Source organism: Niallia sp. MER 6, from assembly GCF_023714395.1.
Classification (GTDB): domain Bacteria; phylum Bacillota; class Bacilli; order Bacillales; family Cytobacillaceae; genus Niallia.
This window is the reverse complement of sequence record NZ_JAMAUK010000018.1, coordinates 1-18900: the sequence shown is the minus strand read 5'-3', so window position 1 is coordinate 18900 and position 18900 is coordinate 1. Positions and strand designations below refer to the sequence as shown.

19 protein-coding genes are annotated in these 18900 nt (G+C 32.0%); 7 read left to right on the top strand and 12 right to left on the bottom strand.

Annotated elements, in window-relative coordinates:
* Window position 1: 1 nt before the first annotated feature.
* From M3600_RS18730 to M3600_RS18715, 4 genes are all read right to left on the bottom strand, one after another.
* The gene (locus tag M3600_RS18730; RefSeq protein ID WP_098797389.1) at window positions 2-385 is read right to left on the bottom strand and encodes a hypothetical protein; all 384 of its coding nucleotides are present in this window, start codon (window positions 383-385) and stop codon (window positions 2-4) included.
* A gap of 54 nt (window positions 386-439) precedes the next feature.
* Window positions 440-2755 (bottom strand): thioester domain-containing protein, encoded by a 2316-nt coding sequence (locus tag M3600_RS18725; protein ID WP_251647054.1) that lies wholly within the window; start codon window positions 2753-2755, stop codon window positions 440-442.
* 74 nt (window positions 2756-2829) lie between these two features.
* On the bottom strand, window positions 2830-3915 hold the full coding sequence (locus tag M3600_RS18720; RefSeq protein ID WP_251647053.1) for a V-type ATP synthase subunit I domain-containing protein: 1086 nt from the start codon (window positions 3913-3915) through the stop codon (window positions 2830-2832).
* Window positions 3916-4682: 767 nt separating this feature from the next.
* Window positions 4683-4949, bottom strand: a complete 267-nt coding sequence (locus M3600_RS18715) for a helix-turn-helix domain-containing protein (protein WP_396953827.1) — start codon at window positions 4947-4949, stop codon at window positions 4683-4685.
* A gap of 241 nt (window positions 4950-5190) precedes the next feature.
* On the opposite strand from M3600_RS18715, the gene M3600_RS18710 reads away from it, so the two are divergent.
* A complete protein-coding gene (locus tag M3600_RS18710; protein WP_251647052.1) occupies window positions 5191-5622 on the top strand; it encodes a helix-turn-helix domain-containing protein in 432 nt (143 codons plus the stop codon).
* An 81-nt stretch (window positions 5623-5703) separates the two neighbouring features.
* Here the strand turns inward: M3600_RS18710 and M3600_RS18705 are convergent, their stop codons facing one another.
* The 5 genes from M3600_RS18705 to M3600_RS18685 form a co-directional block, all read right to left on the bottom strand.
* Window positions 5704-6279, bottom strand: a complete 576-nt coding sequence (locus M3600_RS18705) for a response regulator transcription factor (protein ID WP_251647051.1) — start codon at window positions 6277-6279, stop codon at window positions 5704-5706.
* On the bottom strand, window positions 6272-7672 hold the full coding sequence (locus M3600_RS18700) for a sensor histidine kinase (protein ID WP_251647050.1): 1401 nt from the start codon (window positions 7670-7672) through the stop codon (window positions 6272-6274). The genes M3600_RS18705 and M3600_RS18700 overlap by 8 nt, the downstream gene beginning before the upstream one ends.
* Before the next feature lie 29 nt (window positions 7673-7701).
* On the bottom strand, window positions 7702-8616 hold the full coding sequence (locus tag M3600_RS18695; protein ID WP_251647048.1) for an alpha/beta hydrolase: 915 nt from the start codon (window positions 8614-8616) through the stop codon (window positions 7702-7704).
* Between the two features lie 921 nt (window positions 8617-9537).
* On the bottom strand, window positions 9538-10722 hold the full coding sequence (locus M3600_RS18690) for a hypothetical protein (RefSeq protein ID WP_251647047.1): 1185 nt from the start codon (window positions 10720-10722) through the stop codon (window positions 9538-9540).
* Window positions 10723-11107: 385 nt separating this feature from the next.
* The gene (locus M3600_RS18685; RefSeq protein ID WP_251647045.1) at window positions 11108-11641 is read right to left on the bottom strand and encodes a DNA-binding protein; all 534 of its coding nucleotides are present in this window, start codon (window positions 11639-11641) and stop codon (window positions 11108-11110) included.
* A gap of 361 nt (window positions 11642-12002) precedes the next feature.
* On the opposite strand from M3600_RS18685, the gene M3600_RS18680 reads away from it, so the two are divergent.
* The 3 genes from M3600_RS18680 (at window position 12003) to M3600_RS18670 (ending at window position 14155) form a co-directional block, all read left to right on the top strand.
* The gene (locus tag M3600_RS18680; protein ID WP_251647043.1) at window positions 12003-13160 is read left to right on the top strand and encodes a ParM/StbA family protein; all 1158 of its coding nucleotides are present in this window, start codon (window positions 12003-12005) and stop codon (window positions 13158-13160) included.
* A gap of 53 nt (window positions 13161-13213) precedes the next feature.
* Window positions 13214-13654, top strand: coding sequence for a hypothetical protein (locus M3600_RS18675; RefSeq protein ID WP_251647041.1), 441 nt, complete (start codon window positions 13214-13216; stop codon window positions 13652-13654).
* A gap of 237 nt (window positions 13655-13891) precedes the next feature.
* Window positions 13892-14155, top strand: a complete 264-nt coding sequence (locus M3600_RS18670; protein ID WP_251647039.1) for a hypothetical protein — start codon at window positions 13892-13894, stop codon at window positions 14153-14155.
* Between the two features lie 20 nt (window positions 14156-14175).
* Here M3600_RS18670 and M3600_RS18665 read toward each other — a convergent pair whose 3' ends face one another.
* Together M3600_RS18665 and M3600_RS18660 are read right to left on the bottom strand one after the other, a co-directional pair.
* Window positions 14176-14424 carry a DUF3847 domain-containing protein gene (locus M3600_RS18665; RefSeq protein ID WP_251647037.1) on the bottom strand — a complete coding sequence of 83 codons (249 nt, stop codon included), beginning with the start codon at window positions 14422-14424 and terminating at the stop codon, window positions 14176-14178.
* Entirely contained in the window at window positions 14402-14650 is a 249-nt protein-coding gene (locus M3600_RS18660) for a hypothetical protein (protein ID WP_251647035.1), read from the bottom strand. The genes M3600_RS18665 and M3600_RS18660 overlap by 23 nt, the downstream gene beginning before the upstream one ends.
* Window positions 14651-14914: 264 nt before the next feature.
* On the opposite strand from M3600_RS18660, the gene mobQ reads away from it, so the two are divergent.
* From mobQ to M3600_RS18645, 3 genes are all read left to right on the top strand, one after another.
* Window positions 14915-16978, top strand: coding sequence for a MobQ family relaxase (gene mobQ, locus M3600_RS18655; RefSeq protein ID WP_251647033.1), 2064 nt, complete (start codon window positions 14915-14917; stop codon window positions 16976-16978).
* 148 nt (window positions 16979-17126) lie between these two features.
* Window positions 17127-18524 (top strand): ArdC-like ssDNA-binding domain-containing protein, encoded by a 1398-nt coding sequence (locus M3600_RS18650; RefSeq protein ID WP_285854816.1) that lies wholly within the window; start codon window positions 17127-17129, stop codon window positions 18522-18524.
* 24 nt (window positions 18525-18548) lie between these two features.
* Window positions 18549-18734, top strand: a complete 186-nt coding sequence (locus M3600_RS18645) for a hypothetical protein (RefSeq protein ID WP_251647029.1) — start codon at window positions 18549-18551, stop codon at window positions 18732-18734.
* Between the two features lie 79 nt (window positions 18735-18813).
* On the opposite strand, the gene M3600_RS18640 is transcribed toward M3600_RS18645, so the two are convergent.
* On the bottom strand, window positions 18814-18900 hold an 87-nt coding region (locus M3600_RS18640), incomplete at its 5' end, for an IS3 family transposase (RefSeq protein ID WP_164849711.1).

Below are 18900 nucleotides of genomic sequence, written 5' to 3'. Positions count from 1 at the left end.
TTTAACGATTTCCTATGTCTGATATATAAGTAGCTTGATATTGATTGTCTCTCTCGTCTTTAACAACAACTCTTATAGCCATAATAGTACCGTCTTCGGCTTTCAGGTAATCGTAAGAATATCTAGGATTTTCAAGTTTCACATTTACAGTATCTCGAAATTTTTTCTCGAAACTCATTTCAAAATTCTCACTTGTAATTTCAACAGTACCAGTCTCGGCCCTGACACTATTATCTAAACTTTGAAAACCTGCTATTTTAGCAGTCTCAGTTATTGATAGAATTAGAGAATTATACCGAAATTCTTCAATTTTATAATGGCAGGTAAACAAGACAAGATACAGGCCGAAGAACATGATTAAGATCATAAAAGGGAAATCTTTCATCTTATTCCTCCAATAAAAAAAGCCTAGAATTTGAATTTTCTAGGCCTTTTACTTTTAATTTCGATTCCACTCTTCAAAACGTCTTTTATCTTCAGCTGTCCAGTTATCCGGATATTTAGGATCATCCGCATTAATTGGTCTTAAATAAATGGCATCTTGCTTTCCAGTATTAGAATCCATATGTCCATACATATAAGCATAGATTTCAAGGTTTTGTTTCATTGACACGCTAATTTTATGAACACCTAAAGGATCAACGTTTTTCGCTTCTAACTGATAGGTTCCAAGATCCCCCCAAATCGGAGTGTAAAACTTTCGTCCCCCATCGATAATGTCATATTTTATTCGGCTATCTCTGCCAGCAACCTGTGAATTAGAGAAAAGATAACCAGTTCTTTTTTCAATGTTTATTTTTGGTAGTTCAAATCGCTTAGTTGTTGTTAGCACCGATTGATTTTTACTCTCATTGTGGCTAGTTTCATCAAAACTGATTTTGTAATGATTGTTACTTACTGGATATGTCAAATAAGAATCAACTAAAGATTTTGGTACGTGAAATTCAAACTTACTGGTGAATTTTTGTCCAAGATCATTTTTGTATATAACATCAATTGGGTATTCAAATCCATATCCTGTTAATTTTTTATCTAACTTCTTCAAGTTAACTTGTAAATTCTCGTTAAAAACAACCATATTCTTTCCGACTTCTCTCTCTGTCATAATTACCCCTGTAAAAGAGAGTGAAGTGTTGTTTGTATTGAGAGTCTTTTGTGATGATGTATAGCCATCTGTTGTTATTGCAGAAGCATTTGAAATTACATCAATTTCATTTTTCGAATAGCTTTCAAGCTTCACTGTATAAGCCTTTTTCTGATCTACTGATAAATAACTTGATGGAACCTTAAAATCAATACTTTTAGGAAGAGATTTTGCTGTATAAGTATTTGAAGCAATTTTAGTACTTCCATCATATAAAGCTACATTTAATTTCGCACTGGCCATGTCGCTATTATTTTCAGGGTAGATATTTTCCTTTGATAAATTGACTTTAACAGGCAGCCCTTCATTAGCTGGCGCAGTAAAAACTTGAATTTTTTCTAATCCTGTTTTAATTAAAGGAACATCATAATAAAAATCAATCGTAATATTACTTGCCCCTATTGTTCCGGTCTTCTTAGCTGTAGATAATGGCCTATATGTGTAACTCCCCTTTTTAAGATCTGTTCTTGGACCGTAACTATAAGTTTGACCTCTTAGCTTTTTATAACTCTCAGAAGCAATTAATCGATCATCCCGAGCATCGATATGCCTTACAGTTACCGTTCGTTCTAAATTGTAATAAAACTTCAAAGTAATATCACTATTACCTAGTGTTCCTGATTGACTTTTGTTATCGACAGGTAAGTATTTATTTGAGCCACTTGTAATACTACTTTTTGGAGAAAAACTGTAACTAGAACCAATATTTCGGGTGTACGATTCGCTAGTTAGTAGCTTATTCGTGTGTTTATCGATGTGTTGAACTGTAATTTTCTTTTGTCTTACTTGAAAATCAACAGTTAATGTTTTCAAAGGTTGGGGATCTGTTATTAACCCTTGGCCCAACCTCTGATAAGAACCATTGGATGGTAGAAATAAAATAGCCTGATATGGTCCTAGAGAAGGTTTTATATTGCTAAATGTTACATCACTACCATAGCTTAAAGGGGCAGTTAAATAGAAAGATTGACCTCCTTTGATTGTCACATTACGGTTTGTGTAAGTGCTGCTTCCTAAGTGAAGTGTTACTCCTGAAGGAACTCTTAATGTAATTGAATTTCTTGAATCTGCATTGAACTTTATTGTTTCAGACTTTTGTACACTTCCTGATATAGTAGTACTTGCTTTTGTTATGCTGAAAGATGCTGAAGTACTTGGGGCATCTTTCTTTGATGCATGACTCATTAAAGTATCATAGCCTGGGACAGTGGATCTTCCTGAAGAGGTATTCCCGTTCATAACGGTATCAAGTGCTAATGATGTAGCGACTAATGCTGCATCACTCGTACCCACAACGTTCCCCTGACCACCATAACCATAATAAAGAATTGCTCTAATACTTTCGTTATTGTAAACATTACCCCCTGTATAAGAACTTCCAGTTGGCGGAGTTGATTTATCATGATCTACACAGAATGCATATTGGCCGTTCACCTTGAACTTACCAACAGTGTAATATGAATAACTTACTTTCCCTAAATATTCAACTTTAGGCGCTGCTGCGTGCGCTATGTTTGATTGATTATTAAAGGGAAATAATATATTGGGTAAGGAAAGAACAAAAACGAGAGCAACTACCAAAGAAAATCTTAATTTCTTTTTCATATCCATTGCATTTTCCTTTCTCTTTTTCTATATAAAAAAAGAGCTATTCAAAAAATTGAATAACTCTTTTAATATCGTGTTTATTCCCATGAATCCCAGGTGTTACCTCCCTTATCGATTTCACCTGACCCGGTATTGTTCCAATCATGATTTTCTAGCTGTTCACCGATGTTATCCCAGTCTTTACCTCCTGAAGATGAACTTCCGGTAGATCCACTCGGCTTAGATGCAGGCTTTTGCTCACTCGAACTTGGTTTATTAGTAGAGCTAGAACTTTTACTTCCTGAATTTGATTGATTAGATTTAGAAGTAGATTTACCTGAACTTGTTGAAGATTGAGCGTTTGACTTACTTGAACTTGTTGAAGATTGAGCGTTTGACTTACTCGAATTTGTCGAATTGGATGAAGGTGTTTGTTTAGAACTTGAAGATTGTTGTTTTGACTGTTCCAAAGCTGCCACCTTCTCAGCTTCTGCTTTTTCAGCTGCAATTCTTTCTTCTTCTTTTTTACGTTTAGCTTCTTCTTCCATTGCAATTATTTTTTTATTTACAGTTTCAAGTTGTTTTTTTAATTCATTCTTCTTTATTTCATTTTTCACTTCATCAACTAGCGCTAATGCTGAATTATAAGTTTCTCTACTTAAAGAATTTTCTGCTTCTTTTATCTTTTTTAGGGCGGCATCAATTGAAGCTAATTGAGCATCGGCTTCAGATAGATAATCAGCTAAGTGAGTATAAATCGCATCATTAATGCTTTTAATGATAATCAGCTTCTGATTAATTTCTGTTAGCTTTTTATCAGTAATACTTTCAACTAAAACTTCATTTTCTAAGGTGCTGTAGACTTCCTGTTGAATTTCGGCAATTTCTTTCACTTCGCTTATTTCCTTTGATAATTGGTATTGTGCCTTTTCTTCTTCAACTTTCCCTACAGCAGCTTCAGCACTTTTGATTTTATTATCAATGTCGTCAGCTAATCTAGTTCGAGTGCTATTATACAGTGAATCAACTGCGTTTTCTGCGTTTTTAAGTGTCTCTACTCTTAACTGTTCTAATTGTGCTGCTTCATTTGCTAAAACCTTTTGATTATAAGCATAAACACCTGTTCCTGTGCCAGCAAGTAAAGTAAAAGCCGTAACTCCAACTATAATTTTCTTTTTCATCATTTGTCTACACACCCCTTCATTTCTAATATCGTTTCATTTAAAGAAATTGTTAAGGATTTTTCATTAAAGGATAAAAGTACGGTTTTTTATACGTTATCATGTACACAATTAATTTATAGGAGGTTGCAATCAATACAACCTCCTATGTATTTTTATAAACAATTCGCAATCGCTTGCGATTTACATTCAAAATTGAACTACAGACGAGGAAAAGGGTTTATTAACGTTATATCGTCTCACCGATAGCCAATAAACAGTCTCTTCTTCTTTTTGTTGGTTTTTGGCTCTTACCAACAACCTTTCGACTAATGAATCCATTAACCGACGTCGCACTGGGATCACAAGTGGATTTTTAGCTTATCCCCACTAACTAGATAAAATCGTATAGTTAACTCGATTAGTGACCTTTCATCGAGAACCACGCAATATATAATTTTCAAAGAGCAGCAGTGCAAATTTCAAAAATCAATTGCACACATCATAACGTATGTTTACTTATCCTTAATTTCTTTGCTAACTAGCTTTATCAACCAAATATAAATCACTATTTCTATTCTTTCGTTTTGCTACTATAGTTCCTTTAATAGATCTTACTGTTCTTATGTCGTAATATATTTCTTCAATTCTACGCAGTTGATTAGTTTCAACATTTTGGACGATTAATCCGGATTTTAATATGTAGATTTCTTTGTTGAATGTTCGGATTGTAACCTGATTGTTGAAATCTAAAAACTGAAATCTGAACATTTTAGGTAATGTTACTTTTCTCAATTTTTATCACCACCATCATACGAATGTGTTTTCAACACCTTGGTTATGCTACAATTAGGACAAATTGGCATTTCATTTAGTTCTTCTAAATTGATCTCCAATGCTTTAGCTATTTTCATAATATTTTTATGAGTAGGGTGTTTTCTATTCCCTCTTTCGATTTGAGAAATTGTCGGTTGTGGTACACCTGATCTTTCAGCGAGTTCAAATTGTGTCCAACCTTTCTCCAATCTCTTATCCCTTATTCTTTTGATGGTGTTCACCTCCTTATCGTTATTTTATTCGTATTCGAATATTTTGTCAACGATTTTTTATTCGTTAACGAATATTTTTTAAGGGAAAAATTTTATTCATTTTTTTTGATATGATTTTAATAATAATAAAAGAAGAAAAGTTATAAGAGACTTCCTGTAAGTTTTTTTCCCAACTCGGATTTGGGAAACCATCTAAGAGTGCTGTCAACACTACTTAGGTGTAATTATTTAGCATTGGTGTGTGAAATATATGAATGAGTTTAACAAAGCACTTGGAAAAAACATTAATAATTATCGAAAAGCAATAAATATGTCGACAACCACACTCTCAGAACTTTCAGGAGTATCACAAGGTACAATTAGTAAAATTGAAAACGGTAATTCAACAACAAATATAGAAACCCTGTTAAAAATTTGCCAAGCATTAGGAGTTACACTTTATGATGTAATACCTGAAAATTTTTTACCTGAGACTAAAATAGATAACCCTAATAAAATGCAAGTATTAAATATTCTAAATAAAATGTCTGATAGTGAATTAAAGTTAGTACAAGCTTTTCTTACAACAAATATCCTTCCAACCTTAAAGAGTATTACGCCTCTTGTTAAAGCATTAGATCAATTAAACGATGAAGAACGTAAATACCTAAGCACTTTTTTTGATTCGATAACGAATAATTAGGATCATTATCACAATACAAGATTTCCCACACAAAAGGGAGGGGTAAAAATATACCCCTCCCTTTTCCCTATATTTTTTATGTCATTGTATTTTTCTTCTAATCATTTTTAACTGTTTTTTTACCGTCTCAACAGATTTATACAACTTTTCGGCTATTTCAGTTTTATTGAGTCCTTTTTCCTTCAACCTATAAACTTCACGTTCAGCAGGAGTTAATACCCTTGCTTTTCTCTCTACCTTAAGTTCGTTGATAATTAAAGACGAAATATCAGCATGAATACTAACTTTATCATAATAAGCTTCTCTAATAGCTTTTGGAATATCTCTATAAGAAGTCTTCGTTATATAATTTATTACTCCATTATCGAACGATTCTAGTATGATTTCCGGCTCATCCCAAGACGTCAACATTATAATTTTTTTCAACCCTTGTTTATGTAAAAAACTTGCCACTTTCATCCCACTAAAATCTTCATCATCTGATAAATTCAAATCCATTAATGCAACATCAATATCTGAGCAATTAACTTGTAAAGCCTCTGCTTCTGTAAAAGCTTTCTTGACAACTGTAATATCGTTCTCTTTTTCAAGATAATCAGATATGCATTTCATCCAAACTGGATCGTCCTCTACAATAAGTAATCGAATATTATCCATAACTAATATCCCCTGCCAATTCCCTTTTAGATTCTTGGATAAATTGTTTATCAAAAACTCTTGTATTTGGTATTGATAATGAAATTGTTGTTCCTTGACCTAATTCACTTTTTACCGTAATGGCTCCTTCGTGTTTTGTTAAAACGTTATAACAGTATGTTAAGCCAAGGCCAAAATTTCCTACTCTTTTTTTAGTTGAGAAAAACGGGTCAAATATTTGTGAAACTTTATCCTTTTCTATCCCTTTTCCATTATCTATAAAATCAATATGAGTTTTTTTACGAGTTTGGTAGATTTTAACTTGCAGCACTCCACTCTGATCCATAGCTTCAATTGCATTCTTCATAATATTTAAAGCTGTTTCTTGAAGGTGAACAAAATCCCCATAAACTTTTGCATCGATTTCATAATTTTTAATAATGGTTATTCCAGAGATATTAGGTTGAATTAAATCGATACTAGATTTGATTAAATCACTTAACCAAAATTCAGATTCTTTGATCTCCATAATATCTAATTTACTTTGAATACGAGACGAGAGTTCCAATACATGATTTGTAGACTTTAAAATTAAATTAATATTTTCGGGTTCATTACCAGGAAAGGTTTCTTTTAGTTGGTTTGTTAATAAATCAATCTTTGCCAGCTCATTTTTTATCGTATGATTTAACAACGCTGTACCTGATGTGACAGCTTTTACAGTACTATCAAAGGTCTGTTTTTCGAGTTTGAGCCTAATGCCTAATATCCCCATTTTAGTACTCATTATCACTAATGCAATGGCTGCTAATGAAACAGGAATAGCATTTAATCTCCACATACTAGTTAGCCCTACTATATGACCTATATAATTCGTAAAAACATTTGCAAGAAAAGGAGGGATCAAAAGATAATTTAATAATTTTTTATCTTTTCTCGTATAAACATTTTTATCTTTTATTGTGCTATAGAGCATATAAATTGTACCGATTATAAAACAAGGAATAGCCCAAATGCCTACTAAGATATAATTATGAGAAACTTTTGGATAGAACGTAGTATTTAGAACCATAAAGAATAAAGGAATTAACAATAATAAACTTAATATCCTTATTGTCTTTTTCGAAAAAAGACCTGAATAGGTTAAAGCAAACATAATAAAACAATAAGGAGATACATTTTGGTTCAAAAAACTTCCTATGCTGTAACTAAACTGGAATAAATACTCATAAGAAGGATCAATAAATTCATGCTCAACTAAGAATGGAAAAAAATTCTCAACCAAAGATTTACCAAAAGCTCCACTACCAAATGAAAATAATAATAAGCTAATCCAAATACCCCAACTTTTCTCCCGGTTGTTAAAATATACCGTTGCTGCAACCATATACAGAATAAAGAATGTTAGTACCATTTCGGCCACTCCCCCCGAAGTATAGGAATTTACTGTACGTTGCTCTTTTCATTCTCATTAATCACAGCAACAGAATTTAAAAATGAAAGTACTTTTTCTTGATATTCAGCTGGATATGCTTGGTGACTTCGCAAATGTAAAACATCCTGAGTTTTCCAATAAGTAAATTTATCAGGGTAGCGTTTTGATAATATTTCACTATGTCTACAAAAAATTGTTTTATCTGTATTACTGTGAATAAATAGCACTTTTCTAGGGTGAATTTTGTCGATAGCATCAATTGGTTTAACTTGATTGATATTTACCCCGGATAACAAAGGGATTGTTTTTAATATAATTTGATTAAATGGAAATTTAGGTAACTTGGTAAAATAAGATAAATTTTCATTCAGATAAGCGTTAAGATCACTAAATGGACTGTCAGCAACGACTATTTCTACACAGTCCTCCTCAGCTGCGACCAATAAACTTGTTGCTGCCCCCATAGAGAATCCAATTAATCCAATTCGAGTATTTGGATTTTTTCCTTTTACCCAATCAATTGCACCTTGCATGTCTAGCTTTTCATAAAGGCCTAATGTAGTCATGTTTCCTTCTGATTCGCCCCAGCCTCGGAAATCAAACATCACTATATTGTATCCATCCGATACTAGCGCTTTAGCTAATTTTAAAGCTTCTGCTCGATGTTCTTCTCGATTCGCGAGATACCCATGTCCGAAAACTAATGTCATCTTTTCATTTTTTGTCGTTGGAATGTACCACCCCTTTAATGTAAGATCATTTCCACGACTCTTAAAACTAATATTTTCATAGATTAAACCATAGTTACTTGGATTATCAGTAATCGGTTTTGGACCAGGATGTAATAACTTCCACCCTATAAACATCGATAACAATATTACTAAAAGAACAATGGACACAATTGTAAAAATTAAATACAACACAAATGAGATCTCCTTTCATTTCGCAAAAAAAATAACCTCCTATCTTTAAAGCTCAGTAAAATGTTACTGAGAAAAAAACGGAGGTTACTTCTTCACATACATTATTAATTTATGCTATACTAAATTTGAAAAAAGGTAAAAATTGCATAAAGAAACAACCGAAGAAGTCCTCTAAGAGTTGTTTTATTTGGACAGTCGCCAAACTAGGATCAAATAAAACATTTTGCTGGGGGACTTTTTCTTATTGAGTTAGCATTAATTGGTTTAATTTTATCACTGTAAGAAAAAATTGACAAACTCTTTCAAACTTAAACATAAATTTACAAATTTTATAGTTTATTAAGGCTGCAGTGTAACAAATTCCGGATATATCGAAGGGTTTCATTGTAAGAAAAAAAGTTAGAATTTTATTATGAATATTTAATTTTAAGTAGGTCATTTCTTTTATAAAAAACAATAAACTATAAGAACTCAATAATAATAATAAATTTCAAAAACTAATAAAAAGAACAAATACATATAAGGATCGAATAGAAAGGCGCTGTATTCCATATATATCAAGGGATACAGCGTTTTTCTATTTTTAATTAAATACAGTATTCACATTCCCACATGAATAGAAATACAATATTCACTCTCCACATATTTGAAAATACAGTATTCACTTATTCACATAACGTTAAATACAGTTTTCTAATTTTAGATAACTTGAAATACAGTTGGATAAATAGAAAAAATGCTAGATTTTAAGGTTAACAGACTGAAATTTTGCTTTGGACTGAGGAAAAAAAATATATGTTACAAGGGAGATCGGAGATTAAACTTTTGAGGGAACGACAAATAGCCTTTTCATCCTAATTTTTTTGAAAAGGCTGAGTGATCTACAAGAATTTTTAAAAAAAATGTAGATTATTATGAAATTTATTTACCCAAAAATGTTGGGTAAACACCGTATGTGTTATAGTATTCAGTTCGAATTTCAATACGATCTTCTACTGTTAAATAAGACTTTTGGAAGTCTTCAAACGCATTTGAGAAGCATTTATTGACATATGCACCCAAACTATTGATAGAGCGTAATTCGCCTTGGTTATGTAAGTCTTCAAGTGTGTCTGCTACCTTCGATACTGTGTAATTAAGCATTTTTTGGGATTTGTCCACTACTTGTAAATGGGTAGAGATCTTTACCATACGACTGATCGATTTTTCAATATCCATCATGTCACGCCACTTTACAGAGATTCTAGCATTCTTAATACGAGCAGCCATTTCTTTTTTTAATTTTGCATAAGACCTTCTTTCGTTTACATCGTCATTACGCTTGAAACATGCTCCATTAAGGCTGAATTTAAATTTTTCAATGCAAACTTGAACAAAAGTTCTTTTTCTTTCCTTGCGAACCATAGACGGATTCTTAACCTTTTCTTCAATCGGCTTAAACATAAAGATATTTTGAATGATAGATAAGAAGTTTCTAACCCTTTTAGCAGTAGTGTTTAAAGTATTTTTTAAATATGTCATTGTTCTTTCGCCTTGAACCATTTGAACGTCTTCAACGCTTCGACGGTTAGTTCCCAGCTGCACACTGAAGTATTGGCTTAATTCCAAAAGTAAAATCGGTGCTTTGTGATAACGCTGTTGAATCAGTGAACCGAAAATCTTTTCCTGGAATAAAGCTAAAGGAATACGAAAATAGGTTGATGTCTCTTCATGTAATGAATTGTTTATTTGCTGATTGTACTTAGCATAATCAACAATTTCATAGTGCATTCCTTTTTCTGTATAAACTTCAGCGATATATTTTCTTTTTAGTAAACTATCAAATGCTTTTTTAACAGTTTCGTATTTTAAATCATGTTCTGTAGAAAGGTTTGAAATGCAAAGTTGCTTACGATCACTGACTGAAGGATCTTTCGTTAATGAACGGATCTGTCCCATTTCATCAGTATATAAGTGAAGAATCATAAAAACAGAAATTTCGGAGGTTGTGATTGGATAGTCTGTCACCATTGAGTCATAACGAAGTTTATCTAGGTGTTTTTTGAAGAATCTGACTCCATCGACTGTATAATTTTGAGGCTCTTTTGGTTTTAATAAAATTGACATATTAAGTGCTCCTTTTCCAGACACAGAAAAGACGATGATCCCTTTTGATATAAAGGAAAACACCGTCATTTGTGTGTGGAAAAAAAGCGCACAAAATAGACATTTTGGCAGGAATTTCTTTTGACTTCCTTCATATATTAATGTAAAATGAATATACAAATGAAGAAAGTTAAAAGAGACTTCCTGTCAGTGTTTTCCCTACTCGGAATAGGGAGAACCGTCTAAGAGTGCTGTCAACACTACTTAGATGGCTGGATGTCTTTTCATATTGTCGTTCAGTTTTGTTGTGACTAAGTATATCAATAAAATTGAATGAGCGCAATATAATTCATAGACTCCTAAACTAAGGAGTCTATTTTTTTCCTTCGAGATCTTCCACTTTAATTTATCTTCCGAAAAGTTTTTGCCACCAAGATTTTGGTGATTCTTCTTCTGCTGCTGCTGCAATCTCTAAACGCTTTTCTTCCAGTGAACGGTTTAATTCATGAGTGATTACCCGATCTCTTTTTTCGACTATATCATTCATTTTGGCTTCAAACGCTCGAAACATCATTTCTCGTTCTTCCTCTATTGCTTCTTTGACTATTTTTTGTAATTCACACTTAGATATACGCATGGTATCATCATTAACGGGTATCGTTAACGCACCGTTATTATCTTGTGGAAACATTGATATAACAGCTTTTATAGCGTCATTCTTGCTCATATTGTTTGCTAAAAACTCTTTGAGCTTTCTTAACGGCATAATATCTTTTTCAAAGTAGGCACGCCGATTATGCTCGTCTCTATAAAAGCGATAACCTGCATTTTCTAAATCGATTGACCATCTTCTTAAATTAGACGTAGTAATCTCTAGTAAATCAGCAATATCTTTCGCCCAATAGGCCCTCTGTGATTCCTCATTATTGGTGTTATCCATAGCGTTTATCACCTCACTCTATTAAATTCTAGGAGAATTCATAAATCCCTGCCGGTTATATTTTCCTTTAATATCGAATCTATCTTATTTTTAAAAAAATATATAAATTTTATATAATTTTTATATAGAATAAGAAAAATCAAATAGTTGATCTTGAAAACTATATATTTTTGATACATATTTTATATATAATTTATATAGATATTATATAAATAAATACCGAAATACATTTATTTATATTGTTTATATGAAATTTATAAAATAATTATATAATTTTTATATAAAATGTATTTACTTTTTCTTAAAGGTGAGTTATGATTAATGCAAGGTTAGAAAATAACAAATTATGAGGTGAACGGACATGAATTTATGTGTAGGTATTGATATTGGAAATGCAAAAACGGAAATGGCTTTTGGATCTGAAAAACAACTTCAATTAGTGAGACAACCTTCGGTTATTTCATATCTTCCAAGGACACCTGAATCAAACGATCTACCGCTGGAACACATAATGGAAAATCTTATGGATAATTTAATTGTGAACATTTCTTCGCCATCGATTAAAAGAAATGGAGATTACTACATAGGGAAAAAAGCAATGCAGCATGACGGAATCAAAACAAATATGATGATTAGTCTTGGGGGCAAATCTACTCATGATTTACCAATCATTACATCACTATCTTTGGTTGCAGCAACTTCAGTGAAAAAACATTATGACACCGAAGGTGAGTTGCCTGAAAGTTTATCTATAAATTTAAAAATGGCCACAGCTATTCCATCATCGGAGTATAGTCGTCAAAATGCTAAAACGCTCGAAGATCGTTTTAAAAACAAACATATTTTGACTTTATATATTGGGGAATACCAGGTGCTTACTTCAATTAAAGTTGTTGAATGTAAAGTAACTGAAGAAGGAAGAACTTCAATGTTAGCTTTTCTAAATAGTGATACCGAAATCCTTCAAGAGTTTAACGAAATTTATGGTGAAAATAAAAAGCCTGCTGACTTCTTGAAAGCAAGAACTCTTCACTCAGACATCGGAGACGGAACTTCAGAATTTGTTGTAATAGAAGGAGCAAGTCCGGTACAAGGTTTAAGTAAGGGAAAACGTCTTGGTGTAGGTCATGCTTCTGATCTTGCTATTAGTCTCCTGCGTGAACAAATAAATATAAGCGATAAATTCACTCGTCAACAATTGCAAGAGTGGTTAGGTAGAGAAAATGAAAAAGGTCAGCTGGCAAGATCGTTAATGAAAGAAGCGACATATGGACAAGCTTTATCTATCTTAGAAGAGATCCAATTAGCATATCAAGAACTTGCTTCCTCAGATGTTGATTATGCTTTTGTTCATGGTGGTGGCAGCATAACATTTAAAGAAGATTTACAACAAGAACTAATGAGTTTTGCTGAACATAATCATTTTAAAGTTGTATGGATTCCTGAAAAATTTGCAACTACAATGAACTCTAGGGGAACATTCTATTTAGCTAAAATGTTGTTTTGTAAGAATAAATAATATAAAGAGGTCTTTATGACCTCTTCTTATTAATTATAGGAGTGTGAATTATTATGTCTAATAAAAGCAATAATGAAGAATTGAAAATAAAAGAACAGTTTTTGATTAATATAAAATCAAGAAATGATGAAAAAAAATACAAATTTACTAAATGGTTGAATGCTCAGAGTAATCCTCAAAACAGTTTTCTCTCTTTGATAGAACATTGTATTGATCGATTCGGATATGAAGATGTGACGGATCATGAAATTGCCAAAAAGCTTCATACAGAGATTCTTTATTTTAATAGCAACGAGGGTGTTCAATTTAGTGAAAAAACTACAGGAACGGACCTTATACATGCAAGTGAACCTTCAAAACTAGAACCTCCTATAAAACAGCAGAAACCCATAATAAAAGATAAGGTTGAAGAAAAGAAAATTATTGAAACAGAAAATGAAGATGAAACTGAAAATGAGGAAAATAAAATTGATGCCGATTTAGATGCTTTTTAATACAGGATGTTGATGTTTTATGATCTTTAATATAATAATGGTTTTCACTCTTATATCTTTCATGGCAGCAATTGTTTTATATTTTATACTCACCAATGCAGCTCTTCCTTTAGAGAAAAAGAAGAAGATTGTAGTTAATACTTCTGTGATAATTACAACTGGATTCGTTTTGTCAGTATTATTTGTATTGGTTTATAAAAACTTCGGAATTATATAGACAGGGAAGATGGAATGCTTATGAGTAAGAATAATAAAGAGTATTATATTATGGAGAAAGAATTAAAAGAAATAAATAAAGGTATTTTACTTTTCCTGCTACTTATTTTTATAACAATCTTAGGAATGACTCTTTTCTCTGGTGAGGGCTATCATGCTACAAAAATTATGCTTCCTTTCATTGGTTGGGTCCTCATTATTCTATCAACGTATGCTCTTGTTATTATGTTAATAAAGCGATATAAAATCAAAGTAGAAATGAATAAAATGTTGAATGGAGATTAAAAAGGAGTAGATGAAATCATCTACTCCTTTTTATGTTTTGATAATTTATTTGCTTTAACATAATTTGCAAATTGAGAAAATATCTCTTCGATTTCTTGTAGATCATTTTGATGCAATTCGAAATATTTTTCAGAAAGTGCCCCGATCTGAATTAATCGATGAGTTCTTTTTTTTCTATTTGTTTTACTAAGTGAATGTTCGTATATTTTCTTTTCTCGTTCCAGTAATTTAATCTTCTCATCAATTTTAGATATTTGACTGTTCATCATTTAAACCACTCTGAGGAATCTCTTCTTTATTTTTTTGAAACTGAACAGCAAGAGAATCTATAAGTGAATAAATCTCTTCTAAAGAACTGTTATGAAGATCGAATTTTTCAAGCAATTTCTTTCCTGCATTTCTTTCCAGTTTTGCTACTTCTCTTTTCTTCTTTTCTTGCAGCTTCTTAATTTGTTCTTCGATACTAAGAATTTTAGATTGAACACCTGTAGTCATAACTTAAACCTCCTTCACTATTTTTTTATTATTCTACCAAATTTCCTTTTATGCTTCAATTTAAATATGGCAACATAGGAAAAATATTGTAAGACAACCGAAAAAATGGTATGATATATCCATCACGAAGTGAGTAATGGCGCACTTATACACTCTATCGAGTGTGTGCTAAAACCAATGAGAACTCCGTTCTCCTGTGGTTTCCGTCAGGCGTGTTTGGAAAAATTCGCTTCGCTCATGTTATTTAGAAAGGAGAATTGCGAAATGGCTATTTATCATTTTAGTGGACAGATAATGAGCAGAATATCAAAGCAAACAGGCAATCCTAAAAGTCCTTTAGCTTGTGCTGCATATCGTTCTGGTGAAAAATTAGTTGATGAAGTAGACAATAAAGCATTCTTCTACAAACGTGAGGTTGCACCAGTTACACACATTCTAGCTCCTTCTCATGCTCCTGATTGGGTTTATGACAGACAAAAGTTATGGAATGAAGTTAATAAAATTGAGAAGAATTATAACGCTCAATTTGCAAGGGAATTTAATGTTGCACTTCCAGTTGAATTGAATGAGAAACAGCAAGAAAAACTTACTTTAGAGTTTTGTAAAGAAGCTTTTGTTGATCGTGGCATGGTTGCCGATATTGCTATACATAGAGACGATAAAAATAACCCTCACTTTCATGTAATGCTTACAGTTAGACCGTTTAATGAAGATGGATCATGGGGAGTTAAAGCAAAAAGAGAATACAAGTTTGACGAACAAGGGAATCACATTTTAGATAAGAATGGGAAAAAAGCATTTTACAAAGTCGATACTACAGATTGGAATAGTAAAGATGTTTTCAATTCTTGGAGAAAGTTGTGGGCCGATAAAGCAAATCAATACTTAAATGAAATTGGAATAGAGGAAACAATATCTCATCTATCTAATGAGGATCGTGGGATTGAGCAAATGCCGACAATTCATGAAGGATATGTTGCTCGAAAGATGGAAAAGAACGGACAGAAGTCTGATAGAGTTTCTTTCAATAATGAGGTTAAAAAATACAATAAAACAATTTCTGATTTACAAAAATATATAGCTAAGAGAGAACAACTAAATTATCAAAATAAATTTGCAAGAAAGTTTTCTCCTATGGAGAAAAAAGAACTTAGTGAGATTGCTAAACAGTTAAAAATGTTTGTAAGTATTCATTCATTAAGTGAAAGAAAACAACAACTTAATGACTGGAAAAAATCTATTCAATTTACTAAGGATAGTGAAACAAAATTAAAACAACTTTCCCGAATTGAAAAAGAAGAAAAATTAATATCTACAGCAGAAGATATACTCAATTCTGAAAGCACTAGGTTTATTGAAAAAAATTATTCTACATGGGATGTAAATAGTTTGTCTTTAGATGAAAAAGTTTTAATTGTTGAAAAGACAATTGAAAACAATAGATTGTTATCGGAAGATGAATTGGATCTTATTGAAGAAGAAGTTTATTCTAATAATTTATTGAAAGAAATCAATGGTCTTTTACACAATAGATATGCTTTTGTTTTAACAATAAATAATCGATTAGAATCTTTGGTTTCTACACGAAATGATCTTGAAAAGAAATTAGGAATTACATCTTCAGCATTTGAAAGTTCTCTTAAACGTGCTGCTCTGAAAAATCCAAAAGAATTTGAAATGCTTAAATCTGTTATCAAGCATACAGGGGAATTGTTTAAAGCTAGGGATCTAATTAATGAATTTTATAATTTGGAAATTCAAAAACTTTATCCTTCAATGGATGTTAATAAATTATCACTTGAAGAAAAAGAAATTTTAATTGTAGGTACTGAGTATTATGAAAAACCAATTACTTTAGAATCTATTTCTTCATTGCAGCGATATGCAGTAGAAGATCAAGTGAAGATTATTAACCTTTTAACGAGTGATGATCCGTTAAGAAATGAAAAGCTGGAAGAATTATATCCGACATTCCAGGTCAACAACCCTCGATATTTAATGTTATTTAAAGATGAATGTTTGAGAAATATTCATAAGTTGCCGGACTATGCTTCCGTTAAATTGAAGGAAATAGACCCTGAGAAGTTAGCTGAAAATGAAATTAGTAAGAGTGGATTAATCAAAGAAATGAACACGAAGATGAATGAAGAGATTGATAATTTCAATACAAATAATTCATTAACTGCTATACCTTCAGGAGTTACAAATGGTCTTTTACAAGGGATATTGGAACAAAGAAACTTTACATCTAAAAAGCAATTTGAAGATGATTTGAAAAACAAATCATCTAAGAAGAAAAATATCCATCGTTCGGGACCATCTTTATAAATATATAATTTAAAGAAATGGAGTGAGTTTCTTGGCCAAGAAAAGCTATAAACCGAAGAGCTATGAGGAAAGACAAGAAGAGCTTCAGGGGCATTACGAGAAGTTATTAAAAGGAGTAAAAGAAGCTGCTTCAGACCCAAAAGATTATATGAGATATTTAAACTTTATGAGTAAATTTCCGAAAAGGTCTATCCGGAACCAAATGTTAATTTATATGCAAAAGCCGGATGCTCACTTAGTTGCTGGGTTGAAGACATGGAATAAGTTTGGCAGACAAGTTAATAAGGGTTCGGAAGCAATAAAAATCTTTGCTCCCATCATTAAGAAAGAAAAAGAAATAGATGAAAAAACAAAGAAAGAAGTTGAAAAAAATGTAGTAAAAGGCTTCAGGATGGTTAATGTATTTGATGTGAATGATACAAATGGTGTTCCTTTACCTACTAATCCTTTAGTGCCTAAGAATGTAACAGAGAGTGAATTTGCAGAGAAAACTTTTATGCCGATGGTTGAGGAATTAAGAAAAGAATTACCAATTGAACTTGATAAAAATTATGAGGGAGATAGCAATGGTTATTATTCTTCCTTTGAACATAAAATTGTAGTCAATGCTAATACTCATCGAGACATTACAAATCAATATAAGACCCTGATTCATGAATACGCTCATTCAGTCTTTCATAATGAGACAGGTAAATATAAAGATTATGATCGAGAATCTAAAGAAGTACAGGCTGAAAGTGTTGCTTACTTAACCACAAAAAGCTTTGGCATGGATACAAGTGATTATAGTTTTGCTTATATAAAAGGATGGGCAGCTGGCAAAGATGAAAAATTGCTTCTTGCTTATCAAGAAGATATTCAAAAGGAAAGTGCGAATCTCATTAAGAAAATCGAGGATGTAATAGTTGAAAGAAATATCTCTTTTAATGCTCCGGCTGTATTAGATACTAATAGTACATCTGTTGAAGAGGGAGAGCAGCCTTTATCATTAATTAAATATGGAGATACTTATACAATAGCTAAAGGCGAATATAAAGAAAGCTCCCTTAATAGTCTTGAAGGGGTAAAAAAATTAGGAGACACCTTTACTGATAAAGAAACAGCTGAAAGAACATTTGAAATTATGAAAGGTCATATACCCTTACAAAATGCAGAAAAGATTGATAATGAAAAAGGTAAAATTCATGTTTATCAACGAACATTAATGGACCCTACAGATAAAGTCGAAAAAAATATGTATTTTGTAGGAGTGGCCAGCTTTACAAATATCAAAGCGCTATCCAGTCTAACCCCTGAAAAGGAATTAGCCTTATCTACACTTGAAAGGATGATTTCTAAGGATATTGGAATCGGAGAAAACAAGAAAATGGAAAAAGATTTATCTATGAGAGATCGAGACGGAGACGGCCTGACGGATCTTCAAGAGAAGAGAACAGGTACAAACCCAATTAACCGAGATACAGACGGTGACGGAATTTCGGATAACCGAGACATTAACCCTCGCAGCGTGAAAAAGAACCAACAGGAGTTGGATTTATCCCTTTAATAAAATAATAAGGAGTGAAGGAAAATGAAAACATTATACCTGTTTGAAATTGAAGCTGATGAAAAACCAATCTTTACTATTGGAGAGTGGGAAAAACAGCATAATATTACGCATGATTCAAAAATGGCTGAAGATCCAAGTGTCGTTGCTTATGGTGAAGTGGAAGACGGAAAATACATTGAACTTTATGAGAAGTCTATACAAGCCTAATAATCGCAAGCGATTTCTAATTTAAAAAACCGATCCTCAAAATAAAGTGTACCCTTTGTAAAGGACATTTAAAAAAAGCCTAGGCAGTTTTAAGAAGATGATCTCTGTATTGAACAGGGGTCATCTTTTTTAAGTTCCACTGATATCTATAGTAATTGTAATAAAT